21 protein-coding genes and 1 pseudogene are annotated in these 24,111 nt (G+C 72.2%); 10 read left to right on the forward strand and 12 right to left on the reverse strand.

Annotation, left to right across the window (positions count from 1 at the left end; genetic code table 11):
* A pseudogene (locus CCN29_RS11640) lies at window positions 1-474 on the reverse strand (hypothetical protein); the annotation flags it as partial.
* 277 nt (window positions 475-751) lie between these two features.
* Here CCN29_RS11640 and gabT point away from each other — a divergent pair.
* Together gabT and CCN29_RS11650 are read left to right on the forward strand one after the other, a co-directional pair.
* Window positions 752-2,086, forward strand: a complete 1,335-nt coding sequence (gene gabT, locus CCN29_RS11645) for a 4-aminobutyrate--2-oxoglutarate transaminase (RefSeq protein ID WP_006135665.1) — start codon at window positions 752-754, stop codon at window positions 2,084-2,086.
* Window positions 2,087-2,615: 529 nt separating this feature from the next.
* Window positions 2,616-3,251, forward strand: coding sequence for a phosphatase PAP2 family protein (locus CCN29_RS11650; protein ID WP_086681479.1), 636 nt, complete (start codon window positions 2,616-2,618; stop codon window positions 3,249-3,251).
* Here CCN29_RS11650 and CCN29_RS11655 read toward each other — a convergent pair.
* The 7 genes from CCN29_RS11655 to CCN29_RS11685 form a co-directional block, all read right to left on the reverse strand.
* A complete protein-coding gene (locus CCN29_RS11655; RefSeq protein WP_086681482.1) occupies window positions 3,190-5,007 on the reverse strand; it encodes a chitinase in 1,818 nt (605 codons plus the stop codon). The genes CCN29_RS11650 and CCN29_RS11655 overlap by 62 nt on opposite strands.
* 84 nt (window positions 5,008-5,091) lie before the next feature.
* Window positions 5,092-6,510, reverse strand: coding sequence for an NAD(P)/FAD-dependent oxidoreductase (locus CCN29_RS11660; RefSeq protein ID WP_086681486.1), 1,419 nt, complete (start codon window positions 6,508-6,510; stop codon window positions 5,092-5,094).
* 41 nt (window positions 6,511-6,551) lie between these two features.
* Window positions 6,552-7,352, reverse strand: coding sequence for an ABC transporter permease (locus CCN29_RS11665; RefSeq protein ID WP_006135669.1), 801 nt, complete (start codon window positions 7,350-7,352; stop codon window positions 6,552-6,554).
* Window positions 7,352-8,281 carry an ABC transporter permease gene (locus CCN29_RS11670; RefSeq protein WP_086681489.1) on the reverse strand — a complete coding sequence of 310 codons (930 nt, stop codon included), beginning with the start codon at window positions 8,279-8,281 and terminating at the stop codon, window positions 7,352-7,354. The genes CCN29_RS11665 and CCN29_RS11670 overlap by 1 nt, the downstream gene beginning before the upstream one ends.
* The gene (locus CCN29_RS11675) at window positions 8,281-9,465 is read right to left on the reverse strand and encodes an ABC transporter ATP-binding protein (protein WP_086681491.1); all 1,185 of its coding nucleotides are present in this window, start codon (window positions 9,463-9,465) and stop codon (window positions 8,281-8,283) included. The genes CCN29_RS11670 and CCN29_RS11675 overlap by 1 nt, the downstream gene beginning before the upstream one ends.
* A gap of 4 nt (window positions 9,466-9,469) precedes the next feature.
* On the reverse strand, window positions 9,470-10,717 hold the full coding sequence (locus CCN29_RS11680) for a polyamine ABC transporter substrate-binding protein (protein WP_086681494.1): 1,248 nt from the start codon (window positions 10,715-10,717) through the stop codon (window positions 9,470-9,472).
* 49 nt (window positions 10,718-10,766) lie between these two features.
* Window positions 10,767-12,302 (reverse strand): gamma-aminobutyraldehyde dehydrogenase, encoded by a 1,536-nt coding sequence (locus CCN29_RS11685; RefSeq protein ID WP_086681497.1) that lies wholly within the window; start codon window positions 12,300-12,302, stop codon window positions 10,767-10,769.
* A 218-nt stretch (window positions 12,303-12,520) separates the two neighbouring features.
* Between CCN29_RS11685 and ybiA the strand changes: the two genes are divergently transcribed.
* On the forward strand, window positions 12,521-13,123 hold the full coding sequence (ybiA, locus tag CCN29_RS11690; RefSeq protein ID WP_086681500.1) for a riboflavin biosynthesis intermediates N-glycosidase: 603 nt from the start codon (window positions 12,521-12,523) through the stop codon (window positions 13,121-13,123).
* Window positions 13,124-13,543: 420 nt separating this feature from the next.
* Here ybiA and CCN29_RS35805 read toward each other — a convergent pair whose 3' ends face one another.
* Window positions 13,544-14,398, reverse strand: a complete 855-nt coding sequence (locus CCN29_RS35805; protein WP_369152497.1) for a DUF4190 domain-containing protein — start codon at window positions 14,396-14,398, stop codon at window positions 13,544-13,546.
* 98 nt (window positions 14,399-14,496) lie between these two features.
* Between CCN29_RS35805 and CCN29_RS11700 the strand changes: the two genes are divergently transcribed.
* On the forward strand, window positions 14,497-15,621 hold the full coding sequence (locus CCN29_RS11700) for an adenosine deaminase (RefSeq protein WP_086016217.1): 1,125 nt from the start codon (window positions 14,497-14,499) through the stop codon (window positions 15,619-15,621).
* Between the two features lie 35 nt (window positions 15,622-15,656).
* Window positions 15,657-16,349 (forward strand): glycerophosphodiester phosphodiesterase, encoded by a 693-nt coding sequence (locus CCN29_RS11705; RefSeq protein WP_086681502.1) that lies wholly within the window; start codon window positions 15,657-15,659, stop codon window positions 16,347-16,349.
* 29 nt (window positions 16,350-16,378) lie between these two features.
* Here the strand turns inward: CCN29_RS11705 and CCN29_RS11710 are convergent, their stop codons facing one another.
* The 3 genes from CCN29_RS11710 to CCN29_RS11720 all read right to left on the reverse strand — a co-directional run bounded on the left by CCN29_RS11710 (window position 16,379) and on the right by CCN29_RS11720 (window position 19,020).
* Window positions 16,379-16,921: an HXXEE domain-containing protein gene (locus CCN29_RS11710; protein ID WP_086681505.1), complete on the reverse strand. Its 543-nt coding sequence runs from the start codon at window positions 16,919-16,921 to the stop codon at window positions 16,379-16,381.
* Between the two features lie 10 nt (window positions 16,922-16,931).
* Complete coding sequence (locus CCN29_RS11715; RefSeq protein WP_031023263.1) at window positions 16,932-17,465, reverse strand: hypothetical protein; 534 nt, start codon at window positions 17,463-17,465, stop codon at window positions 16,932-16,934.
* Window positions 17,466-17,580: 115 nt separating this feature from the next.
* Window positions 17,581-19,020 (reverse strand): gamma-aminobutyraldehyde dehydrogenase, encoded by a 1,440-nt coding sequence (locus tag CCN29_RS11720; protein ID WP_086681508.1) that lies wholly within the window; start codon window positions 19,018-19,020, stop codon window positions 17,581-17,583.
* A gap of 205 nt (window positions 19,021-19,225) precedes the next feature.
* Between CCN29_RS11720 and CCN29_RS11725 the strand changes: the two genes are divergently transcribed.
* The 5 genes from CCN29_RS11725 to CCN29_RS11745 all read left to right on the forward strand — a co-directional run bounded on the left by CCN29_RS11725 (window position 19,226) and on the right by CCN29_RS11745 (window position 23,945).
* Window positions 19,226-19,744 carry an Lrp/AsnC family transcriptional regulator gene (locus tag CCN29_RS11725; protein WP_031023264.1) on the forward strand — a complete coding sequence of 173 codons (519 nt, stop codon included), beginning with the start codon at window positions 19,226-19,228 and terminating at the stop codon, window positions 19,742-19,744.
* 2 nt (window positions 19,745-19,746) lie between these two features.
* Window positions 19,747-21,120: an aspartate aminotransferase family protein gene (locus CCN29_RS11730; protein ID WP_086681511.1), complete on the forward strand. Its 1,374-nt coding sequence runs from the start codon at window positions 19,747-19,749 to the stop codon at window positions 21,118-21,120.
* Window positions 21,121-21,362: 242 nt separating this feature from the next.
* Window positions 21,363-22,112 (forward strand): ABC transporter ATP-binding protein, encoded by a 750-nt coding sequence (locus CCN29_RS11735; RefSeq protein ID WP_006136585.1) that lies wholly within the window; start codon window positions 21,363-21,365, stop codon window positions 22,110-22,112.
* On the forward strand, window positions 22,094-23,437 hold the full coding sequence (locus tag CCN29_RS11740) for a hypothetical protein (protein ID WP_031023267.1): 1,344 nt from the start codon (window positions 22,094-22,096) through the stop codon (window positions 23,435-23,437). The genes CCN29_RS11735 and CCN29_RS11740 overlap by 19 nt, the downstream gene beginning before the upstream one ends.
* Before the next feature lie 100 nt (window positions 23,438-23,537).
* A complete protein-coding gene (locus CCN29_RS11745; RefSeq protein ID WP_006136587.1) occupies window positions 23,538-23,945 on the forward strand; it encodes a VOC family protein in 408 nt (135 codons plus the stop codon).
* Window positions 23,946-24,111 lie beyond the last annotated feature (166 nt).

Here is a 24,111-nt window from a genome sequence, read left to right on the forward strand (position 1 = left end):
CCCGACTCCTGGGCCGAGCCGCACAGCTTCGCCTCCGTCGTGGTCGTCTACGCCTACTACGTCCTCGTCGCCGGGATCATCATGGTCGGCGTGGGCCGGCTCGGCCCAGGAGTCGGGGATCATCGCGTACAGCGGCAGCAGCCACCAGCCGCCGAGGTAGCCGTTCCACAGCAGCGACCAGATCAGCCAGCCGACCAGGAACGCGATCAGCGCGCCGCTGAACAGCTGGCGGCCGGGGATGCGCTCCGGCTCCTCCTCGGGGCGCGGCCGGTGGCCGAACCGCCAGATGCCGGGGAGCGTCTCCGGGCGGGCGGTGCGCAGCCAGGCGAGGAACGCGGAGCCGTCCGGGGGCGGCGGCATGCCCGGTGCGTGCGCGGGGCGCGGTGGCGCCGCCGGCACCTGAGGTGGTCCCGCCGGGCGCGGCACGGGGCCCGCCTGCGTGCCCCGCGCGTCCTGGGTACCCTCGCTGTCCATCGCCCCTGCCCCCTGAGCAGCCGCCTCGTCCGCCTGTCGACACGTCAATCTAACGCCCCGGCAGGCGCTGTTCACCGATGGCACGGCCGGGGTCCGACTCCGGCCGGAACGCGTCGCCGCGTCGCGTCGGCACGGCCGGTCCCGGGCGGGTATGTCCACCACGGACAACCGGGACCCCCGGACAACGCCCACATGGAGCATGCCCAGCCTTCGTGCCCCGCCCTAGCCTGCGAGAAAAGAAGCACCGAGCGTCCGTTTCACCCCCCAGGAGCCCCGCATGACCGCACTTCCGCAGGAGCGCCGCGTCGTCACCGCCATCCCCGGCCCGAAGTCGCAGGAGCTGCAGGCCCGCCGTACCGCCGCGGTCGCGCAGGGCGTGGGTTCCGTGCTGCCCGTGTTCACCGCGCGGGCCGGCGGCGGCATCATCGAGGACGTCGACGGCAACCGTCTGATCGACTTCGGTTCCGGCATCGCCGTGACCTCCGTCGGCGCGTCCGCCGAGGCCGTCGTCCGCCGCGCCTCCGCGCAGCTCGCCGACTTCACCCACACCTGTTTCATGGTCACGCCGTACGAGGGCTACGTGGCCGTCGCCGAGGCGCTCGCCGAGCTGACGCCGGGCGACCACGCGAAGAAGTCCGCGCTGTTCAACAGCGGCGCCGAGGCCGTCGAGAACGCCGTCAAGATCGCGCGTGCGTACACCAAGCGGCAGGCGGTCGTCGTGTTCGACCACGGCTACCACGGCCGTACCAACCTCACGATGGCGCTGACCGCGAAGAACATGCCGTACAAGCACGGCTTCGGCCCGTTCGCGCCCGAGGTGTACCGCGTCCCGGTCGCCTACGGCTACCGCTGGCCGACCGGTCCGGAGAACGCGGGCCCGGAGGCCGCCGCGCAGGCGATCGACCAGATGTCCAAGCAGGTCGGCGCCGAGAACATCGCCGCGATCATCATCGAGCCGGTGCTCGGCGAGGGCGGCTTCATCGAGCCGGCCAAGGGCTTCCTGCCGGCGATCAGCCGGTTCGCCCGGGACAACGGCATCGTGTTCGTGGCGGACGAGATCCAGTCCGGCTTCTGCCGCACCGGCCAGTGGTTCGCCTGCGAGGACGAGGGCATCGTGCCCGACCTGATCACCACGGCGAAGGGCATCGCGGGCGGTCTGCCGCTGGCCGCGGTCACCGGCCGCGCGGAGATCATGGACGCCGCGCACTCCGGCGGCCTGGGCGGCACCTACGGCGGCAACCCGGTCGCCTGCGCGGGTGCGCTCGGCGCGATCGAGACGATGAAGGAGCTCGACCTCAACGCCAGGGCGAAGCGGATCGAGGAGGTCATGAAGGGCCGCCTCACCGCCATGGCCGAGAAGTTCGACATCGTCGGCGACGTCCGGGGCCGGGGCGCGATGATCGCGATCGAGCTGGTCAAGGACCGTACGACCAAGGAGCCGAACCCGGAGGCGACGGCCGCGCTGGCGAAGGCCTGCCACCAGGAGGGCCTGCTGGTCCTGACCTGTGGCACCTACGGCAACGTGCTGCGCTTCCTGCCGCCGCTGGTCATCGGCGAGGACCTGCTGAACGAGGGCCTCGACATCATCGAGCAGGCGTTCACCCGGATCTGATCCGGCCCTCACCGGGGCCTGAGCCGGTGCTTCGTCCGGACCTGATCCGGCCCTGATTCCGGCCGTCTCCGGCCCCGCCCGGCGCCGGACCGCGCATCGGGGCAGGTGAGCCGCCCGTACCCCCTGCCCCGGCCGTCCGGATCCGGACAGCGGCAGAGCGTGTGAAGAACGTGTGCGAGGTGGATGACAGGAGCCCGTGTGCCCTGTCGCGGGGCCACCCCCTGCCGTAGGTTTCTACCCGGATGAGAGATACACCCCGTCCACAGGGGACTGTGGGCGGTTCAGGCCGGGGCCTCCCCAGCTTCGACCTGGTCGTGCCTCGCGCACACAACCGGGGCCCGCGGGCCCCGGGTCTCCTCACGATCGGACGGTCGCCCGCCCCAGACCCCCCGGGGCGCGCGACGTTCCGATCCGGACGGCCGTCCGGGCACCAGACACGGCAAGCCGTTCCCCGGAGGGCCGGCGCACACCCCCCTTTGTGCCGGCCCTCCGGTGTGTCCGCCCCCGCCCGCCTGCGAAGCTGTCCCGCATGCTGCTGCTGGTCGTGCCGCTCCTGCTCTTCTCGCTGATCACCTGGCAGGTCCTCGCCGACGGTCCGCTGCTGGACCTCGACGCACGGCTCAGCGACGCCCTGGTCCGTCCCGACCGGGCCTCCGAGCTGCTCTCCGACCTCGGCAACGCCCAGGTCGCCCTGCCCGTCCTGGCGATCGCGCTGGCCGTCACGGCGTGGCGGCTGCGCGCCACAGGTGTGGACCGCTGGTGGCTGCCGCCCGCGGCCGGGGCGGCGGCCATGGTCCTGGTCCCCGTCCTGGTCGTCCCGCTGAAGGCGTGGACGGACCGCCCGGGCACCCCCGCCGTCCCGCCGGCGACCGGCTACTACCCGTCCGGCCACACCGCCACGGCGGTCGTCGCGTACGGCGCGGCGACCCTGCTGTTCCTTCCGCTGCTCGGGTCGCCGGCCGTCCGGCGCGCACTGGTGGCGCTGTGCGCGCTGCTGATCCTGGGCGCGTCCTACGGGCTGGTGCGCCGGGGCTACCACTGGCCGCTGGACGTGGCGGGCAGCTGGTGCCTCGGCGCGGCGCTGCTCGTGGGACTGGCGCTGGTCAGCCGAAGTAGCCGTCGAACGTCCGCTGGAACTCCCAGCCGCCGAAGCGGTCCCAGTTGATCGACCAGGTCATCAGGCCGCGCAGCTCCGGCCAGGTGCCGTGGGTGGCGTAACTGCCGCAGTTGACGCGCTTCGTCAGGCAGTCGAGGGTCTTGGTGACCTCGGCCGGGGACACGTGGCCGTTGCCGGCGTTGGCGGTGGCCGGCATGCCGATGGCGACCTGGTCGGGGCGGAGCGGCGGGAAGGCGTTGTTCGCGTCGCCGGCGACCGGGAAGCCGGTGAGCAGCATGTCGGTCATCGCGATATGGAAGTCGGCGCCGCCCATCGAGTGGTACTGGTTGTCCAGGCCCATGATCGGGCCGGAGTTGTAGTCCTGGACGTGCAGCAGGGTCAGGTCGTCGCGCAGGGCGTGGATCACGGGGAGGTAGGCGCCCGCCCGCGGGTCCTGGCCGCCCCACTTGCCGGTGCCGTAGTACTGGTACCCGAGCTGGACGAAGAACGTCTCCGGGGCCATGGTCAGCACGAAGTCGTCGCCGTACTTGGCCTTGAGGGTCCTCAGCGCCGAGATCAGGTTGACGATCACCGGGGTCTTCGGGTTCTTGAAGTCGGTGTCGTCGGCGTCGAGGGAGAGCGAGTGGCCCTCGAAGTCGATGTCCAGGCCGTCGAGTCCGTACTCGTCGATGATCTTCGAGACGGAGGACACGAACATGTCGCGGGCGGCGGCGGTGGTGAGCTGGACCTGGCCGTTCTGCCCGCCGATGGAGATCAGCACCTTCTTCCCGGCCGCCTGCTTGGCCTTGATCGCCGCCTTGAACTCGGCGTCGCTCTCCACGCCGGGGCACTCTCCCCGATCCGGGCAGCGGTCGAAGCGGATGTCGCCGGAGGTGACGGAGGTCGGCTCGCCGAAGGCCAGGTCGATGACGTCCCAGCTGTCGGGGACGTCGGCGAGCCGGGTGTAGCCGGAGCCGTTGGCGAAGCTGGCGTGGAGGTAGCCGACCAGGGCGTGGGCCGGGAGACCGGAGTCGCCGCCGCCGGAGTCGGGGGTCGAGGTCGTCGCGGTGACGGTGGCCGAACGGGCCGACTCCCCCGCGTCGTTGAGGGCGGCCACCTGGAAGGCGTACGCCGTCGAGGGGGACAGCCCGGTGAGGGTCGCCGACGTCCCGGTCACCGTCCGCACCTTGGTTCCGTCGCGGTAGACCGCGTAGCCGGTGGCGCCGGACACGGGTGACCAGGACAGGGAGACGCTGGTGGAGGTGACCCCGGACGCGCGGAGGCCCGTCGGCGGGGCGGGCGGCTGTCCTGTCTCGCCGCCGGGGCCGACCAGGGTGATGTCGTCGGCGTGGTAGGCGCCGGTGCCGTACCAGCCGTGGGTGTAGATCGTGACGCGGGTGGTGGAGGGGCCGGTGCGGAAGGTGGTGGTGAGCTGCTGCCAGGCGGGCGCGGACTGGGTCCAGGTGGAGACGTCGGTGGTGCCGGTGCCCTCGGCGCCCAGGTAGACGTAGCTGCCCTGGACGTGACCGGTGAGCGTGTACTGGGACTCCGGCTTCACGGTGACGGTCTGCGCGCAGCGCGCGTTGTCGGCGCCGGCCGGGGTCGCCTTCAGCGCCGAGGTGCCGCTGTGCACGGGCGCGTTCACGGTCGTGCCGGCGGTACAGCTCCAGCCGTCGAGGCCGGACTCGAAGCCGCCGTTGCGGGCGAGGTCCGCGTCGGCCGCGCGGGCGGCCGACGACAGCGCGGCCGTGCCGGTGGCGGCGAGGGCGGTGGCGGTGAGCAGCGCCGTCAGGGGCCGGCGCGCGGGAGGTCTGGGGCGGTCCACAAGTGCCTCCGGGCATGGGGGATTTGGAGGGCGGAGCGCGCTCAATTTGGTCCAGACCAATTCGGTTGTCAAGCCCCCGCGGGCTCAGCTGTCGAAGCCGAGGCCCAGCCGGTCCATCGTCCGCAGCCACAGGTTCCGCCGCCCCTGGTGCGCGTCCGCCCTGGCCAGCGCCCACTTGGTGAGAGCGATGCCGGACCAGGCGAACGGCTCCGGCGGGAACGGCAGCGGCTTGCTGCGCACCATCTGAAGCTCCGTGCGCTCGGTCCGCTCCCCCGCCAGCAGGTCCAGCATCACCTCCGCGCCGAACCGCGTCGCGCCCACGCCGAGCCCCGTGTAGCCCGCCGCGTACGCCACCCGCCCCGCGTGCGCGGTGCCGAAGAACGCCGAGAAACGGGAGCAGGTGTCGATCGCGCCGCCCCAGGCGTGGGTGAAGCGCACGCCCTCCAGCTGCGGGAAGCAGGTGAAGAAGTGCCCGGCGAGCCTGGCGTACGTCTCCGGCCGGTCGTCGTACTCGGCGCGCACCCGGCCGCCGTACGGGTAGACCGCGTCGTAGCCGCCCCACAGGATGCGGTTGTCGGCGGAGAGCCGGAAGTAGTGGAACTGGTTGGCGCTGTCGCCGAGCCCCTGGCGGTTCCTCCAGCCGACGGAGGCGAGCTGGGCGTCGGTGAGCGGCTCGGTCATCAGGGCGTAGTCGTAGACCGGGACGGTGTACGGGCGGACCCGGCGCACCAGGCTGGGGAAGACGTTGGTGCCGAGCGCGACCCGGCGGGCGCGGACCGCGCCGTACGGGGTGCGCACCGCCATGCCGGCCCCGTACCGCTTCAAGGTGAGGGCGGGGGTGTGCTCGTACACGCGCACCCCGAGGGCGAGGCAGGCCCGTTTCAGGCCCCAGGCGAGCCGGGCCGGGTTGAGCATGGCGACGCCCCGGCGGTCGTGCAGACCGGCGAGGAAGGTGGGCGAGTCGACCTGCTCGCGCACCGCGTGGGCGTCCAGGAACTCGATGCCGTCGGCGAGGCCCCGGGCGGCGATCTCCTCGTACCAGGACCGCAGTTCCTCCGCCTGGTACGGCTCGGTGGCGACGTCGATCTCGCCGGTGCGCTCGAAGTCGCAGTCGATGGAGTGCCGGGCCAGCGTCTCCTCGATGGCGTCGAGGTTGCGGGCGCCCAGCCGCTCCAGGGTGTGGATCTCGCCCGGCCAGCGGGCGAGCCCGTTGGCCAGGCCGTGGGTGAGGGAGGCGGCGCAGAACCCGCCGTTGCGCCCGGAGGCGGCCCAGCCGACCTCGCGGCCCTCCACCAGCACCACGTCTCGGGACGGGTCGCGCTCCTTGGCGATCAGCGCGGTCCACAGTCCGCTGTAGCCGCCGCCCACGACCAGCAGGTCGCAGGTGACCGGGCCGGTCAGGGCCGGCTCGGGGGCGGGGCGGCCGGGGTCGTCCAGCCAGTAGGAGACCGGGCGGGCCTCGGAAAGAGATGTCGTCCAACGGCTCATGGCGCCAGGGGCCATGATGTCAACTCCCTACGATTCCTTACGGTTCTACAGTGCCTTCATGCCTTCTGCCGCCGGCGGCGGTTGCCGACGGCCATGGAGACCAGCACCAGCAGCACGGCCACGACGAACATGGCGGTGCCGATGACGTTGATCTGGACGGGCGTGCCGCGCTGCGCGGAGCCCCAGACGAACATCGGGAAGGTGACGGTCGAACCGGCGGTGAAGTTGGTGATGATGAAGTCGTCGAAGGACAGGGCGAAGGCGAGCAGCGCGCCCGCCGCGATGCCGGGGGCGGCGATCGGCAGCGTGACCCGCAGGAACGTCTGCGCCGGGCCGGCGTAGAGGTCCTGCGCGGCCTGTTCCAGCCGGGGGTCCATCGACATCACGCGCGCCTTCACGGCGACCACGACGAAGCTGAGGCAGAACATGATGTGGGCGATCAGGATGGTCCAGAAGCCCAGCTCGGCGCCCATGTTGAGGAACAGGGTGAGCAGCGAGGCCGCCATCACCACCTCGGGCATCGCCATCGGCAGGAAGATCAGCGAGTTGACGGCGCCGCGGGCGCGGAAGCGGTAGCGGACCAGTGCGAACGCGATCATCGTGCCGAGCAGCGTGGCGCCGAGGGTGGCCCAGAAGGCGAGCTGAAGGCTGAGGCCGAGCGACTCGCACAGCCCGGAGACCCCGCACGGGTCCCGCCAGGCGTCGGTGGAGAACTGCTGCCACTCGTAGTTGAAGCGGCCCTTGGGACGGTTGAAGGAGAACACCGTGACGACGACGTTCGGCAGCAGGAGGTAGGCCAGCGTCAGCAGGCCCGCGACGACGACGACATTGCGTTTGAACCACGTGACGAAGGCCATCAGACCAGATCCTCCGTGCCGGACTTGCGGATGTAGACCGTGACGACGGCGAGGATCGCGGCCATCAGGATGAACGAGAGCGCCGCGGCCGTCGGGTAGTCCAGGATCCGCAGGAACTGGGACTGGATGACGTTGCCGACCATCCGGGTGTCGGTGGAGCCGAGCAGGTCCGCGTTGATGTAGTCGCCGGACGCGGGGATGAAGGTCAGTAGCGTGCCGGAGACCACGCCCGGCATCGACAGCGGGAAGGTGACCCTGCGGAAGGTGGTGGACGGCTTGGCGTACAGGTCGTTCGCCGCCTCGTGCAGCCGGGGGTCGATCCGTTCCAGCGAGGTGTAGAGCGGAAGGATCATGAACGGCAGGAAGTTGTACGTCAGACCGCACACCACCGCGAGCGGGGTGGCGAGCACCCGGTCGTCGGCCGTCCAGCCGAGGAACGCCGTGACGTCGAGGACGTGCAGCGCGTCCAGGGCGCCGACCACCGGGCCGCCGTCGGCGAGGATCGTCTTCCAGGCGAGGGTGCGGATCAGGAAGCTGGTGAAGAACGGCGCGATCACCAGGATCATGATCAGGTTGCGCCAGCGTCCCGCGCGGAAGGCGATCAGATACGCCAGCGGGTAGCCGAGCAGCAGGCACAGCACGGTCGCGGAGGCCGCGTAGACCACCGAGCGGACGAACTGCGGCCAGTACTCGGACAGCGCGTCCCAGTAGGTCGCGAAATGCCAGGTGACCTTGTAGCCCTCCTCCAGGGAGCCCGTCTGCACGGACGTGGAGGCCTGGTAGATCACCGGCAGCGCGAAGAACACCACGAGCCAGAGCAGGCCGGGCAGCAGGAGCAGGTACGGCGTCCAGCGGCCGCGCCGGCGCGGCGGCTTCGCCCCGGGGGCGGGCGGCGCGAGCGGCGGTGGCGCCTCGGTGAGCGTGGCCATCAGGCGACCTCTTCCCCGGCCGTCCCGACCCCGGCGGAGCCCACCGTCCCGGCGAGCAGGGACTGTGCCGCGTCCAGGCCGAAGGTGTGGTCCGGGTTCCAGTGCAGGACGACCTCGGCGCCGGGCACCAGCCGGGGGTCGCGGTCGATGTTCTGCACGTAGACCTCGAACGCGGTGCAGACCGGGCTGTCGATCACGTACTGGGTGGAGACGCCGATGAAGCTGGAGTGGGCTATCCGCCCGGTGATCCGGTTGCGGCCCTCGGGTATCTCTCCGGCCTCGTCGGCGTGGGTGAGGGAGATCTTCTCCGGGCGCACTCCGAGCAGGACCTTGCCGCCGGTGCGGGCGGGGGCGCTGTTGCGGGCCTCGGGCAGGACGAGCTTGCCGCCGCCCGCCTTCAGCACGATCTGGGAGCCGGACGCCGAGTCGACCTCGGCCTCGATGAAGTTGGAGGTGCCGAGGAAGTTCGCGACGAACGTGGTGCGCGGGTTCTCGTACAGGTCCGCGGGGGTGCCGAGCTGCTCGACCCGGCCGGCGTTCATCACCGCGACGCAGTCGGCCATGGTCATGGCCTCCTCCTGGTCGTGGGTGACGTGCACGAAGGTGATGCCGACCTCGGTCTGGATGCGCTTGAGCTCCAGCTGCATCTGGCGGCGCAGCTTCAGGTCGAGCGCGCCGAGCGGCTCGTCGAGGAGCAGCACCTTGGGGTGGTTGATCAGCGCGCGGGCGACGGCGACGCGCTGCTGCTGGCCGCCGGAGAGCTGGTGGGGCTTCTTGCGCGCCTGCTCGCCGAGCTGCACCAGCTCCAGCATCTCCTCGACCTGCTTCTTCACGCTCTTGATGCCGCGCCGGCGCAGGCCGAAGGCGACGTTCTCGTAGATGTCGAGGTGCGGGAAGAGGGCGTAGGACTGGAAGACGGTGTTCACCGGCCGCTTGTACGGCGGCAGCGCGGTGACGTCCTGGTCGCCGAGGTGGACGGTGCCCGCGGTGGGCTCCTCCAGGCCGGCGATCATGCGCAGGGTGGTGGTCTTGCCGCAGCCGGACGCGCCGAGCAGGGCGAAGAAGGAGCCCTGCGGGACGGTCAGGTCGAGCGGGTGCACGGCGGTGAAGTCGCCGTAGGACTTGGTGATCCCGGTGAGGCGGACGTCGCCGCCGGCCGTGGTGGTCCCGTCGGTGGTCTTCATCTCGTCACGCCCCCGTGAGCTTCGCGAACTTGCCCTCGAACGCCGTCTCTTCCTCGGAGCTCAGCGAGCGGAAGGCGCGGGACTTGGCCTGCATGTCCTGGTCGGGGAGGATCAGCGGGTTGTTCGCCGCGTCCTCGTCGAGCTTCGCGAGCTCGTCCTTCACCCCGTCGACCGGACAGACGAAGTTGATGTAGGCGGCGAGCTGGGCGGCCGGCCGCGGCTCGAAGTAGTAGTCGATCAGGCGCTCGGCGTTCGTCTTGTGCCGGGCCTTGTTGGGGATCAGCAGGTTGTCGCTGGAGAGCATGTAGCCGCTGTCCGGGATGACGAAGCCGATGTCCGGGTTGTCGGCCTGGAGCTGGACGACGTCACCGGCCCAGGCGACGCACGCGGCGAGGTCGCCCTTGGCGAGGTCGGCGGTGTAGTCGTTGCCGGTGAAGCGGCGGATCTGGCCCTTGTCGACCGTCTTCTGCAGCCGGGCGAGGGCCGCGTCGTAGTCGTCGGCGCTGAAGGACCGGGGGTCCTTGCCCATGTCGAGCAGCGCCATGCCCATGGTGTCGCGCATCTCGGTGAGCAGCCCGACCCGGCCCTTGAGTTTCGGGTTGTCCAGCAGGTCGGACAGGGTCCTCACCTCGACGCCGTCGAGCGCCTTCCGGTTGTACGCGATGACCGTCGCGATGCCCTGCCAGGGGTACGAGTAGGCGCGGCCGGGGTCCCAGTCGGGGGTGCGGTACGACGAGGCGACGTTGGCGAAGGCGTGCGGCAGGTGGGAGGCGTCGAGCTTCTGCACCCAGCCGAGGCGGATCAGGCGGGCGGCCAGCCAGTCGGTGAGGACGATGATGTCGCGGCCGGTGTCCTGTCCCCCGGCGAGCTGCGGCTTGATCTTGCCGAAGAACTCGGTGTTGTCGTTGATGTCCTCGGTGTACGTGACCTTGATGCCGGTGCGCCGGGTGAACGCCTCCAGCGTGGGGTGCCGGCGCCCGCTGTCGTCGACGTCCATGTACTCGGTCCAGTTGGAGAAGGCGACGGTCCTCTCCTTCGCCGAGCGGTCCTCCGCGGGGACGCCGCCCTCCGTGTTCCCGGCCGCGGGGATGCCGCAGGCGCTCAGCGCGCCCAGGCCGCCGACCGCAAGGGCGCCGCCCGTCGAGGCGCGCAGCAGGGAACGGCGGGTCAGGGCCGCCCTTCCGTCGCGGAAACTGCGCCGTATCGCCGCCTCCTGGGCCGGCGAGAGGCGGTCGGGCTCGTACTGCTCCATGCGCGTGGTGCCCTTTCGGGAAGTGGCCGCGGGTCGGGCGGCCTGGCTGCTATCGGTCCCCGAAGACGGTGCGGTGCCAGTCCTTGCGGACCACCGCGGTGTTGTCGAACATGACGTGTTTGATCTGGGTGTACTCCTCGAAGGAGTACGCGGACATGTCCTTGCCGAAGCCGGACGCCTTGTAGCCGCCGTGCGGCATCTCGCTGATGATCGGGATGTGGTCGTTGATCCACACGCACCCGGCCTTGATCTCGCGGGTGGCCCGGCCCGTGCGGTACACGTCCCGGCTCCAGGCGGAGGCGGCGAGCCCGTACGGGGTGTCGTTGGCGCGTGCGATGCCCTCGTCGTCGGTGTCGAAGGGCAGGACGACCAGCACCGGCCCGAAGATCTCCGACTGCACGACCTCGCTGTCCTGCGGTGCGCCGGCGATCAGCGTGGGGCGATAGTACGCGCCGTCGGCCAGATCGCCCAGGGGTGTCCCGCCGCCGGTCACCACGCGCGCGTAGGCACGCGCGCGCTCGACGAAACCGGCCACCCGGTCGCGCTGGGCGTGGGAGACCAGCGGGCCGAGGTCGGTGCCGGGGGCGAAGGGGTCGCCCAGCCGCACGGTCTCCATCAGCGCGGCGGTGCGCTCGACGAACGCGTCGTACAGCGGGCGCTGCACGTACGCGCGCGTGGCGGCCGTGCAGTCCTGGCCGGTGTTGATGAGCGCGCCCGCGACGGCGCCGTGGACGGCCGCGTCGAGGTCGGCGTCGTCGAACACCACGAAGGGCGCCTTGCCGCCGAGCTCCAGATGGAGGCGCTTGACGGTGGCGGTGGCGATCTCGGCGACGCGCTTGCCGACGGCGGTGGAGCCGGTGAAGGACGTCATCGCCACGTCGGGGTGGCCGACCAGGTGCTCGCCGGCCTCCTTGCCGGTGCCGGTGACGATGTTGACCACCCCGTCCGGGAGGCCCGCGTCGTGCGCGGCCTGCGCGAACATCAGCGAGGTGAGCGGGGTCAGCTCGGCGGGCTTCAGCACAATCGTGTTGCCCGCCGCGATCGCCGGGAGGATCTTCCACGCGGCCATCTGGAGCGGGTAGTTCCAGGGGGCGATGGAGCCGACGACGCCGATGGGCTCGCGGCGGACGTAGGAGGTGTGGTCGCCCGAGTACTCGCCTGCCGACTGCCCCGCGAGGTGGCGGGCGGCGCCGGCGAAGAAGGCGATGTTGTCGACGGTGCCCGGCACGTCGAACTCGCGGGTCAGCTTCAGCGGCTTGCCGCACTGGAGCGACTCGGCGCGGGCGAAGTCCTCCGCCCGCTCGGCGACCACGGTGGCGAACCGGTGCAGGGCGTCGGAACGCTCGCCGGGGGTGGCGGACGCCCAGGCCGGGAACGCCTCCCGCGCGGCGGCGACGGCCGCGTCGACGTCGTCGGCGCCGGCGAGGTCGTAGGTGTACACCTGAGCGCCGGTGGCCGGGTCCACGACGGAGTGGGTGCGTCCCGAGGTGCCCTTGGCCGGACGGCCCGCGATGAACTGCGCGCCGTCCGCGAACCGTTCGGCGGCCGGGAAGCGGTCCTGCGGGGTGGTGCCGGGTTTGTGCATGTCGCTCTCCTCCGTGTCCCCGAGGGGGCGGCGTGGCCTGAGCTCGATTTGAGTGCCGATCCTGACAGAGCGAAGGCACTCCAACAAGTGATTCCGTTGTTGCCATTTGGTTACGCGACGAAATCTGTCGACCAGGTGTCGAGTGGCGACGGAAAAGGAGGGACGGAGTGTCAGTGGCGCCTGCGAGACTGCTGCGCGCACCGGTCGACAGGGGGGTGATGGGCGTGGCGGGCACGGCAGGGACGGTGGCGTCCCGGGAGGCGCTGATCGAGGCGGTCCGGGCCGGGGAGCGGGTGAAGTACCTGCACTTCTGGGGACACCGGCCGCTGCCCGACGGGCGGATCGGGCCGAGCTGCCTGAGCCAGTGGTGGCCGTCCCCGTTCACCGTCGACGGCGTGGAGTACGCGACCGCCGAGCACTGGATGATGGCGGCCAAGGCGCGTCTCTTCGGCGACGCGGAGGCCGAGCGCCGCGTCCTGGCCGCGGAGCACCCCGCCGAGGCGAAGAAGGCGGGGCGTCTCGTCCGGGACTTCGACGAGGAGGTCTGGCGGCGGGAGCGGTTCGGGATCGTGGTGGCGGGCAGCGAGCACAAGTTCGCAGCTCACGGTGAGCTGCGGTCCTTCCTTCTGAACACGGGCGACCGCGTCCTGGTCGAGGCCAGCCCCGTCGACCGCGTCTGGGGCATAGGCCTCGCGGCCGACACGGAAGCGGCCAACGACCCGACCCGCTGGCACGGCCCGAACCTGCTGGGCTTCGCCCTGATGGAGGCGCGGCGGCGGCTGCGGGAGGCGGAGTACGGGCGGCACACCGACGAGCGGTGACCCACGGCCGCCGTCGGCGGCCCCGCGCCACACCCCCGTACGGCCACCGGGGTGCCGGGGACTGTCGCACGCCGGGTGCAGGCCGCACGGGGCTGATCGCGCAGTTCCCCGCGCCCCTTGAGGCACGCCGCCGCCTGCGGGCAGTCGTGCCTCCCCCAGTGCCTTGAGGGCCTGGGAGGTACCCCCAGGGCGATGGGGGTACCTCCCGCTCGAGCGAAGCCGAGAGTGGGGGAGGGTGGGCGCAGGCGGCACCCCCAGCGGGCCCGCGCCCACAGCCCCTACGGCCACCCGAGTGCCGGGAACCGTTGCACGCCGGGTGCAGGCCGCAGGGTGGCCGGTCGCGCAGTTCCCCGCGCCCCTTACGGGGCGCCCCCGCCGTCTGCGCCGGGCATCAAGAGCGGACGGCACGTCGACGTCGGCTCAGGTGACCAGGACGATGATGCCGAAGGCAAGAGCCAACGCACTGCCCACCGCCCCGCAGATCACCCCCGCCAACGCCTGCCCCCCGTTCGTCGCCTCGCCGCGGTTCGCCTTGCCCCGCCCGATCGCCCCGAAGATCACCGCGAGCAGACCCAGCACGACGGCCACCGGCCACAGGCAGAACGCGGCCGCCGCGATGATCCCGAGGACCAGGGAGGCGACTCCCATGCCGTTGCTCGGCAGGGGGGCCGCTGCCCCGGCCCAGCCGCCGGGATAGCCCGGGGCGGGCGCGCCCGCGTACCCCGCGTGCGGGTAACCGTAGGGGACCTGCCCCGGCCCCTCCGGGCCGATCGGCGGCGGCGGTACGGCCGCGCCCGAGGGCCCCGCCCAGGCCCCGCCGTACGGCCCGGCCACCGGCGCGGCGGAAGGCGGCGCCGTGTTCGAGGCCGCAGGGAAGGACGTCACCGTCTGCTGCTCGTGCACCGCGGACGCGCCGGACGCCGGCCCGTCGTGCACGGTGGGCGACGACCACGGCGCGGGCTGCCCGGCCACCACGGTCGCACCCGGACCGCCGGCGGACGGCGGGGGGTCACCGGGCAACACCCAGGGATCGGCCGGAGGCGTACCGGCCGCGGCCGTACCCGCCGCACCCCGCGCCCCGCCCGGCGCCGCAGCCGCCGCCGCACCACCCGTCTCGGTGGTCCGCGCGTCCACCAGCGAACCGTCCTGCGGGGCCACGTGCGGCGCCCCGCCGTCGGCCGGCGCCGGCCACACCTCGGGGGTGGACGAACCCCCTGAAGGCGTGGCGTCCCCCGTGCGGTCCCCGGCCCCCGGTGCCGGTGCGTCGTCGGACATGCGCTGCGACCCCTTCCTCGGACGGACCGTCATGCTACGGCCCACGCCCTTCCCGCGTACGCCCGGCCTACGATGATCCCCGCACCGCCGATCAGCCGATCACCCGCGTCCCGCCGCGAACCGGACGGGGACGCCGTTCCCGGGGAGGAACCTTGACCGACCGCCACGCCACCGCGGCCACCGCCGGACAGGTCCGTGACCTGCACGCCTTCATCGCCGGACTGCCCAAGGCCGAACTGCACGTGCACCACGTCGGCTCCGCCTCCCCGCGCATCGTGTCGGAGCTGGCCGCCCGCCACCCCGACTCGAAGGTCCCCACCGACCCCGAGGCCCTCGCCGACTACTTCACCTTCACGGACTTCGCGCACTTCATCGAGGTGTACCTGTCCGTCGTCGACCTGATCCGCACCCCCGAGGACGTGCGGCTGCTGACCTACGAGGTGGCCCGTGAGCTGGCCCGGCAGCAGGTGCGGTACGCCGAGCTGACGATCACCCCGTTCTCCTCCACCCGTCGCGGGATCGACGAGCGCGCCTTCATGGAGGCGATCGAGGACGCCCGCAAGGCGGCCGAGAGCGAGCTGGGCACCGTGCTGCGCTGGTGCTTCGACATCCCGGGCGAGGCCGGCCTGGAGGCGGCCGAGGAGACGACGCGGCTCGCGACCGACGACCGGCTGCGCCCGGAGGGCCTGGTCTCCTTCGGGCTGGGCGGCCCCGAGATCGGCGTGCCGCGCCCGCAGTTCAAGCCGTACTTCGACCGGGCCCTCGCGGCCGGGCTGCGCTCGGTGCCGCACGCGGGCGAGACCACGGGACCGGAGACGATCTGGGACGCGCTGAACGAGCTGGGCGCCGAGCGCATCGGCCACGGCACCAGCGCCGCCCAGGACCCGAAGCTGCTGGAGCACCTCGCCGAGCGGCGCATCCCGCTGGAGGTGTGCCCGACGTCGAACATCGCCACCCGCGCGGTCGCCACCCTGGACGAGCACCCCGTCAGGGAGTTCACCCGGGCCGGCGTGCTGGTGACGATCAACTCCGACGACCCGCCGATGTTCGGCACCGACCTCTGCAACGAGTACGCGGTCGCCGCCCGGCTGCTGGACCTCGACGAGCGGGGTCTCGCGGATCTCGCCAAGAACGCGGTCGAGGCGTCGTTCCTGGACCCGGCCGGCAAGGCGCGGCTGGCGGCCGGGATCGACTCGTACACCTCCTCCTGGCTCGCCTCCTGACCACTCCCGCCTCCTGACCACCCGCGAAGGGCACCATGCAGAACGTGACGGCCGTGGCCCACCGCGGCGACCCCTACCGCGTCCGGGAGAACACCCTGGCGTCGCTGCGCTCCGCGATGCGGCGGGGCGCGGACGCGGTCGAGATCGACGTGCGGCTGACCCGGGACGGCGTCCCGGTGCTGCTGCACGACGCGACGCTCGGCCGCCTGTGGGACCACGACCGTCCCCTCGCCTCCCTCACCTGGGACGAGGTGCGCGCGGTGACGGACGGCGGGGTGCCCGCCCTCGCCGACGCGCTGGCGGCGACCGAGGGCAGCAGGGTGATGATCGACCTGCCCGGCGCCCCGGGCGAGCGCGCCGTGCGCCGCATCGTGGACGTGGTCCGGGAGCGGGGCGCCGAGGACCGCGTGTACTACTGCGCGGGCGCCCCCGCCATGCTGGCCGTGCGGGCGGTGGACCCGGACGCGGAGATCGCGCTCACCCACACGTCCACCGCGCCGCCGCGCGCCGGTCTGCTGGAGGCGGTCCGGCCGCGCTGGCTCAACTACCGCTTCAGCCTGGTGGACCGGGCGCTCGCGGACCGCGTGCACCGCGACGGCTGTCTGCTGTCCGTGTGGACCCCGGACACCCGCCGCTCGATGCGCCGCCTGCTGGCCGCGGGCGTGGACTCGATCACCACCAACCGCATCGACGTCCTGTGCGAGCTGCGCGACCGCCCCGTCTCATGACGACCGGCGCAGCGGGCGAACGCGCCCCCTCATGACGCCCGGAGCGCCGTGCCGAGCAGCCGGCGCGCCACGACGTGCGACGCGGCCGTGGCCGCCCCGGCGGCCGCGAGCCCGGCCACCGCGTCCCGGGGCCGGGCGGGACGCAGCACCCCGGCCCTCCGCAGCCGGCCCCGCGCCCACAGCGTGAACGGGACGACGACCAGCGACGACGTCACGGAGCCAGGGGTGTAGCCGCGTACGGCGACGGCCTGGGCCATGTGCGTCACGCCGTGCAGCCCGAAGCCGGTCAACGCGCCCTGATAGAAGCCGGAGCGTCCTCCGGTCAGCCGCCCGGCGGCGGACGCTGCCCCGACGAGGACCCCCATGACGCCCACGGCGGCGGCGAATTCGGCCGCGTCCATGGTTTCGGCCCGCCGCCACACCCGCTCCGGCACCCGCGGGAACCGCTTCCGCAGCTCCGGCACGTTGCGCCTCGACCAGCCCGGCACGGTGACCAGTTCCTCGATGTCGTGCACGACCCACGCGCCCAGGAGCCCCCAGGTGACGGCCCCGCCCACCCGTTCGCCTCTCATGGACCCGACCCTACTGAGCAGGGACGGCGGCGGCCCCCGGAACGGCTGCCTCCGTGAGCGCCTCCAGCCGCTTGATCTTCTTCCGGACGAGGTACAGCGGGATCGCGCCGAACACGCCGAACGCCATGTCGATGACGCTCCACCAGAAGGGGATGCCGCGCACCGGGCCGCAGATCAGGGCGAGCGGGATGACGCCCGCGCAGGCGATGAGACCGAACTCCACGACCCAGACGTTGCGTACGGGGTCCCGGTAGGGGCCGAGGAAGGCGACCGCGATGACGAGATGGGCGAAGGCCAGCCAGTCGGTGCCGTAGAGCAGGAAGGGGTGCTCGGCGTCGGCGGTGTCGAGCCCGTCCCGTACGCGCTCGATCCATTCCATGAGGCCGGGGAGGCGCTCGGGCGCCCCGAGGGTCCGCAGCGCCTCCTCGGTCCAGCGCAGTTCGTGCACCAGAGGGAAGGCCGTGGCCCCGCTGAGCACCAGACAGACGACGAAGAACACCAGCCAGACGCGAATGCCCTTGAGCAGGGCGGCTCTGTCGCTCATGGCAGGAGCGTACGCCCGAAGTTGAACATGTTCAAAACTGAGGGACGGCGGGTCGCCGAACGCACGTCGGCCCCGGACCGGTGCGGTGCACCGTCCGGGGCCGACGATCGGCGCGTCAGTCCTCCAGCGAGGTCATCACGTGCTTGATCCGCGTGTAGTCGTCGAAGCCGTAGGCCGACAGGTCCTTGCCGTAGCCCGACTTCTTGAAGCCGCCGTGCGGCATCTCCGCGACCAGCGGGATGTGGGTGTTGATCCACACGCAGCCGAAGTCCAGCTTCTTGGACATCCGCATCGCGCGGGCGTGGTCCTTGGTCCACACCGACGACGCCAGCGCGTACTCCACGCCGTTGGCGTACGCGACGGCCTGGTCCTCGTCCGTGAAGGACTGGACGGTGATGACCGGTCCGAAGACCTCCTTCTGGACGATCTCGTCGTCCTGCTTGAGGCCGGAGACGACGGTCGGCGCGTAGAAGTAGCCCTGGTCGCCGACCCGCTTGCCGCCGGCCTCGACGCGCGCGTGCGCGGGCAGCCGCTCGATGAAGCCCTCGACCTGGGCGAGCTGGTTGGGGTTGTTGAGCGGGCCGTAGAGGACGTCCTCGTCGTCGGGCATGCCCGTCCTGATGCCGGAGGCGGCCTTGGCGAGCGCCCGCACGAACTCGTCGTGCACGGACTCGTGCACCAGCACGCGCGTGGCGGCCGTGCAGTCCTGGCCGGCGTTGAAGTAACCGGCCTCGGAGATGCCCGCGACCGCCTTGGCGATGTCGACGTCCTCGAACACCACGACCGGGGCCTTGCCGCCCAGCTCCAGGTGGACCCGCTTGAGGTCCTTGGACGCGGACTCGGCGACCGCCATGCCCGCGCGCACCGAGCCGGTGATGGAGGCCATCGCCGGGGTCGGGTGCTCGACCATCAGGCGGCCGGTCTCACGGTCGCCGCAGACGACGTTGAAGACGCCCTTGGGGAGGATCGAGCCGAGGATCTCGGCGATCAGGACGGTGGAGGCGGGGGTGGTGTCCGACGGCTTGAGGACGACCGTGTTGCCCGCGGCGATCGCCGGGGCGAACTTCCACACGGCCATCATCATCGGGTAGTTCCAGGGCGCCACCTGGGCGCAGACGCCGACCGGCTCGCGGCGCACGAAGGAGGTCAGGCCCTCCATGTACTCACCGGCGCCCTTGCCCTCGAGCATCCGCGCCGCGCCCGCGAAGAAGCGGATCTGGTCCACCATCGGCGGGATCTCCTCGGTGCGGGTCAGCCCGGTCGGCTTGCCCGTGTTCTCCACCTCGGCGGCGATGAGTTCCTCGGCGCGCTCCTCGAAGGCGTCCGCGATCTTCAGCAGCGCCTTCTGCCGCTCGGCCGGGGTGGTGTCGCGCCAGCCGGGGAAGGCCTCGGCGGCGGCGGCCATCGCGGCGTCGACGTCCGCGGCACCGGACAGCGGAGCCGTCGCGTACGCCTCGCCGGTCGCGGGGTTGACCACCTCGGTGGTCCGTCCGTCGGCGGCGTCCCGGAACTCACCGCCGATGTAGTTGCGCAGACGACGCAGCTCGGTGCTCACTGCAGGCCCTCCTGGTGTTCCTCGTGGGTGCCCGAGGTGTCGGGTGTGTACGGGTGCGAGGTGTCCAACCTCTGAGACACCCACCCTAGACGGACCGCTGACGTTTTCAACACCCCCACTCCCCCCGCATCTGCGAAATCCGCAAGCATCGGCTTCGTCAACAACGGATTTCATCGATCACGCCTTGCGAAACTGTCGATACGTCGTGCACAGTGGCCCCGTGGCCAGTCGAAGCGCAGACCCCAAGGACTCCCGCGAGTCCAGGAACGGCGGCGTACCGCAGTTGGACGCCGTCTCCCTCGCCATCATCGAGCAGCTCCAGGAGGACGGCCGCCGGCCGTACGCCGCGATCGGCAAGGCCGTGGGCCTGTCGGAGGCGGCCGTGCGCCAGCGGGTGCAGAAGCTGCTCGACCAGGGCGTGATGCAGATCGTCGCCGTCACGGACCCGCTCACCGTGGGCTTCCGCCGGCAGGCGATGGTCGGCGTCAACGTCGAGGGGGACGTGGAGGCCGTCGCCGACGCGCTGGCCGCGATGTCCGAGTGCGAGTACGTGGTGATGACCGCCGGATCCTTCGACCTGATGGTCGAGATCGTCTGCGAGGACGACGACCACCTGCTGGAGGTCATCAACAAACGCATCCGGGCCGTGCCCGGCGTGCGCTCCACCGAGAGTTTCGTCTACCTCAAGCTCAAGAAGCAGACCTACATGTGGGGAACCCGATAACCGTGAGCACCGACACCCCCAAGGACCTCAGCAAGTCCGCGTACGACCACCTGTGGATGCACTTCACCCGCATGTCGTCGTACGAGAACGCGCCCGTCCCCACCATCGTCCGCGGTGAGGGCACCCACATCTACGACGACCGGGGCAGGCGCTACCTCGACGGCCTGGCGGGCCTGTTCGTGGTGCAGGCCGGCCACGGCCGCCAGGAGCTCGCCGAGACCGCCGCGAAGCAGGCGCAGGAGCTGGCGTTCTTCCCGGTGTGGTCCTACGCCCACCCCAAGGCCGTGGAGCTCGCGGAGCGGCTCGCGCACGAGGCGCCGGGCGACCTCAACAAGGTCTTCTTCACCACTGGCGGCGGCGAGGCGGTGGAGACCGCGTGGAAGCTCGCCAAGCAGTACTACAAGCTGACCGGCAAGCCGACCAAGTACAAGGTCATCTCCCGCGCGGTCGCCTACCACGGCACCCCGCAGGGCGCCCTGTCCATCACCGGCCTGCCCGCCCTCAAGGCGCCCTTCGAGCCGCTGGTGCCGGGCGCGCACAAGGTGCCCAACACCAACATCTACCGGGCGCCGATCCACGGCGACGACCCGGAGGCGTTCGGCCGCTGGGCCGCCGACCAGATCGAGCAGCAGATCCTCTTCGAGGGCCCGGACACCGTCGCCGCGGTCTTCCTGGAGCCCGTGCAGAACGCGGGCGGCTGCTTCCCGCCCCCGCCCGGCTACTTCCAGCGGGTCCGCGAGATCTGCGACCGGTACGACGTGCTGCTGGTCTCCGACGAGGTCATCTGCGCCTTCGGCCGCCTCGGCACCACCTTCGCCTGCGACAAGTTCGGCTACGTCCCGGACATGATCACCTGCGCCAAGGGCATGACCTCGGGCTACTCCCCGATCGGCGCGTGCATCGTCTCCGACCGGCTCGCCGAGCCGTTCTACCAGGGCGACAACACCTTCCTGCACGGCTACACCTTCGGCGGCCACCCGGTGTCCGCGGCGGTCGGCCTCGCCAACCTCGACCTGTTCGAGCGCGAGGGCCTCAACCAGCACGTCCTCGACAACGAGGGCGCGTTCCGCGCCACCCTGGAGAAGCTGCACGACCTGCCGATCGTCGGCGACGTCCGCGGCAACGGCTTCTTCTACGGCATCGAGCTGGTCAAGGACAAGGCGACCAAGGAGTCCTTCGACGCCGACGAGACCGAGCGCGTGCTGTACGGCTTCCTGTCCAAGAAGCTGTTCGAGAACGGCCTGTACTGCCGTGCCGACGACCGCGGCGACCCGGTGATCCAGCTCGCGCCGCCGCTGATCTCCGACCAGGAGACCTTCGACGAGATCGAGCAGATCCTGCGCGCGACCCTCACGGAGGCATGGACCAAGCTGTAGGCCGACGAGCCGGCCGCGGCCGTAGGCCGTCCGAGGTACCGATCTTCTCTTTGAATGATCAACACCGGCCCCGGTGCCGCCCGTTCGAGTGAGAAACGGCGGTCCGGGGCCGCGTGCTGTCCTGCCGCCCGCCACCGCCTGCCTAGCGTGCCAGTGACCGATCGGCCCGCCCTTCGTTCCCCCGGACGGGGGAATTACCCGAAGAGCGCACGGCATTTCCGATCCGAACCGAGGTGTACGCCATGGTGGCCCCACCGGACAACGACGTGCTCTGGGCGCGTGCCCTGCACTTCCGGCACGACGACGGCTCGCCCGGCCTGAGCGGGGTCTCGCTCGGCGTCCGGGAGGGCGAGATCCTCGCCGTCTCAGGCCCGCGCGGCAGCGGCAAGTCGACCCTGCTGCGCTGCCTGTCCGGCCTGGTGCCCGCCGACGACGGCGAGGTCTGGTTCAACAGCGTGCCCGTGCACACCATGGGCCCTGCGGCCCGGGAGCGGCTGCGCCGCGACCGGTTCGGCTGGATCGACCCGGCCCCGGTGCTGGTGCCCGAGCTGAACGTCTGGGAGAACGCCGCGCTGCCGCTCATGCTGCGCGGCATTGGACGCCGCCGCGCCAAGGCCGCCGCCCTGGAGTGGATGGAGCGCCTCGACGTCGGCGACCGGGCGCGCAAGCACCCCGTCGAACTCACGCACGCGGAGCGGCAGCGGGTGTGCATCGCCCGTGCGCTGGCCCCGGCGCCCTCGGTGCTGTTCGCCGACGAGCCGACCGCACCGCTGCACCGCGGCGACCACGCCCACGTGCTGCGCACGCTCACCACGGCGGCCCGCTCGCACGGCATCACCGTGGTCCTCGCCACCCACGACGCGCGGACCGCCGCCCTCGCCGACCGCACCGTGTCGCTGCTCGACGGGCGGTGCGTGCGGACCGTGCACCTCCCCCCGGTCTCCGGACCGGCCGAGTCGGAAGGCCGGGCGGCGTGCTCGCTCTCCGTCTGAGCCTCGGGGCCCAGCCCGCCGTCCAGGTCCGCCGGCTCCTCGTCGCGGGCGCCTCGGCCGGGACGGGCTTCCTGCTGCTGAGCGCCCTCGGGCATGCGCTGACCCACCCGGACCCCGCCGCCTCCTCGCTGCGGCTGGCCTGGTGCACGGCGCCGCTCGCGGCCACGGTCTACCTGGCGGTCGCGGTCGCCCGCACCGATCCGGCGACCCGGCCCCGGCCCGGTCTGTCGGCGGTCGGGCTCGGCCCGGTCAAGCTGATGGCGATCTCCGCGGCGACCACCGCCCTGTCCTGCCTGCTGGGTTCGGCGCTGGCGCTGCTCGTCTTCCTCCAGCTGCGCGGCGACCTGACCGGCATGCCCCTCGACGGGGGCGCGCGGGAGTTCCTGGCCGCCGGGCGGCCCCTGCCGATGCCTGCCGCGCTGACGCTGCTGGCCCTGGTGCCGCTGAGCGCCTCGGCGGCGGCCGCCGTGTCGCTGCGGCCGCGCGAGCCGGTGAGGGGCGCGGGCCGCGCGGCACGGACGTACGGCCGGTTCGGCGGGTACCGGCGCTCCCCGGCGCGGGAGTCGTTCGGCGCGTACGGGCGGTTCGGGCGGCAGTTCGGAGCCGCCGCGCGCGGACGGCGTACGGCGGTGGAGGCGCCCGCGGAGGAGCGGAACGGCGCACCGGTGGAGGCGGCCGACGCGACCGGCGCGGAAGCCGGCGACGCCTCCCCCGTCGCCTCCCCCGCCGTCGTACCGCCCCCGGTGCCGACCGCGGCCCCGGCGGGGCTGCCCTGGGGCGTCGCGGTGCTCGCGGTGGGGCTGGCGGTGGAGGCGCTCACCAGCCGTACCGGCTCCACGGGCGGACCGGCCGCGTTCCTCGGGCTGGCGCTGACCTCGCTCGGCCTGGCCCTGGTCGGCCCCGGGCTCGCCCATCTGTGCGGGCGGCTGCTCCAGGCGGTGCGGCCGGGCGCGCTGCGGCTGCTGGCCGGGCGGGTGCTGATGACGGAGGCGACGCGCATCGGACGGCCGCTGGGCGTGGTCTGCGCGGTGGTGTCGGCCGCATACGCGATGGCGTCGCTGCACGACCGGGACGACCCGTCGGCCGGTCCGCTCGTGGTGCTCGGCGTGCTGCTGGTGGCCGGCTGCACGGTGGCGACGCTGCTCACGGCGGCCGTCGAGGCGAAGCAGGCGCACGCGGACACCACCGCCTCGCTGCGCCGGCTGGGGGCGCCGGCGGGCACGCTGCGCCGGGCCGCCGCCCTGCGCGCGGTCGCGCTGCTCGCCCTGTTCGGGCCGCTCACCGTGGCGGTGGCCGAGCTGTCGGCGTGGCCGCTGGGCGGCTGAGCGGAGACGGGCCGAAAAAAGTGTCCTGGGCGCGATGAGTTCCGCGCAAGCCCGGGGTCTACCCCCTCGAACGGCAACGAACACAGGGAGAGGCCCCGTCATGTACCAGCAGATGATCTTCGTGAACCTGCCCGTCGAGAACATCGAGGCGTCGCGGGCGTTCTACACGGCGCTCGGTTACTCCGTCAACGAGCAGTTCAGCGACGAGTCCACGGCGTCCGTCGTGATCAGCGACACGATCATCGCGATGCTGCTGACGAAGGAGAAGTACGCGCAGTTCACGAAGAAGGAGATCGCGGACGCCCGCAAGACCAGCGCGGTGCTGCTGGCGCTGAGCGCCGAGAGCCGCGAGAAGGTCGACACCCTGGTGGAGAAGGCGCTGGCGGCGGGCGGCTCCGTGGCCGGCGACACCCAGGACCTCGGCTTCATGTACGGCCGTTCCTTCGACGACCTCGACGGCCACACCTGGGAGGTCGTCTGGATGGACCCGGCGGCCGTGGAGGGCTGACGGCAGCCCGGCGCCGTACCGGACGCGGCAGGGGCGGGGTGCTCGCGCGAGCACCCCGCCCCTGCCGCGTTCCCGTGAGCGGAGGCAACGTAAGCTGGTGACCTGCCTGTTGACCGGACGTCACGGCAACTCCCCCGCCGCACACGGTCGGTGACCGTTCCCGGAC

The sequence above is a fragment of the Streptomyces pseudogriseolus genome, from assembly GCA_002154585.1.
Taxonomy (GTDB): Bacteria; Actinomycetota; Actinomycetes; order Streptomycetales; family Streptomycetaceae; genus Streptomyces; species Streptomyces pseudogriseolus.

What these genes read in the sequence shown, in the direction of transcription:
- CCN29_RS11675 (WP_086681491.1), bottom strand. Translation starts at nt 9,465, where the DNA reads ATGAAGACCACCGACGGGACCACCACGGCCGGCGGCGACGTCCGCCTC.
- CCN29_RS11665 (WP_006135669.1), bottom strand. Translation starts at nt 7,352, where the DNA reads ATGGCCTTCGTCACGTGGTTCAAACGCAATGTCGTCGTCGTCGCGGGC.
- CCN29_RS11735 (WP_006136585.1), top strand. Translation starts at nt 21,363, where the DNA reads ATGGTGGCCCCACCGGACAACGACGTGCTCTGGGCGCGTGCCCTGCAC.
- CCN29_RS11710 (WP_086681505.1), bottom strand. Translation starts at nt 16,921, where the DNA reads ATGAGAGGCGAACGGGTGGGCGGGGCCGTCACCTGGGGGCTCCTGGGC.
- CCN29_RS11680 (WP_086681494.1), bottom strand. Translation starts at nt 10,717, where the DNA reads ATGGAGCAGTACGAGCCCGACCGCCTCTCGCCGGCCCAGGAGGCGGCG.
- CCN29_RS11670 (WP_086681489.1), bottom strand. Translation starts at nt 8,281, where the DNA reads ATGGCCACGCTCACCGAGGCGCCACCGCCGCTCGCGCCGCCCGCCCCC.
- CCN29_RS11745 (WP_006136587.1), top strand. Translation starts at nt 23,538, where the DNA reads ATGTACCAGCAGATGATCTTCGTGAACCTGCCCGTCGAGAACATCGAG.
- ybiA (WP_086681500.1), top strand. Translation starts at nt 12,521, where the DNA reads ATGGGCGTGGCGGGCACGGCAGGGACGGTGGCGTCCCGGGAGGCGCTG.
- CCN29_RS11650 (WP_086681479.1), top strand. Translation starts at nt 2,616, where the DNA reads ATGCTGCTGCTGGTCGTGCCGCTCCTGCTCTTCTCGCTGATCACCTGG.
- CCN29_RS11660 (WP_086681486.1), bottom strand. Translation starts at nt 6,510, where the DNA reads ATGGCCCCTGGCGCCATGAGCCGTTGGACGACATCTCTTTCCGAGGCC.
- CCN29_RS35805 (WP_369152497.1), bottom strand. Translation starts at nt 14,398, where the DNA reads ATGTCCGACGACGCACCGGCACCGGGGGCCGGGGACCGCACGGGGGAC.
- gabT (WP_006135665.1), top strand. Translation starts at nt 752, where the DNA reads ATGACCGCACTTCCGCAGGAGCGCCGCGTCGTCACCGCCATCCCCGGC.
- CCN29_RS11685 (WP_086681497.1), bottom strand. Translation starts at nt 12,302, where the DNA reads ATGCACAAACCCGGCACCACCCCGCAGGACCGCTTCCCGGCCGCCGAA.
- CCN29_RS11715 (WP_031023263.1), bottom strand. Translation starts at nt 17,465, where the DNA reads ATGAGCGACAGAGCCGCCCTGCTCAAGGGCATTCGCGTCTGGCTGGTG.
- CCN29_RS11705 (WP_086681502.1), top strand. Translation starts at nt 15,657, where the DNA reads ATGCAGAACGTGACGGCCGTGGCCCACCGCGGCGACCCCTACCGCGTC.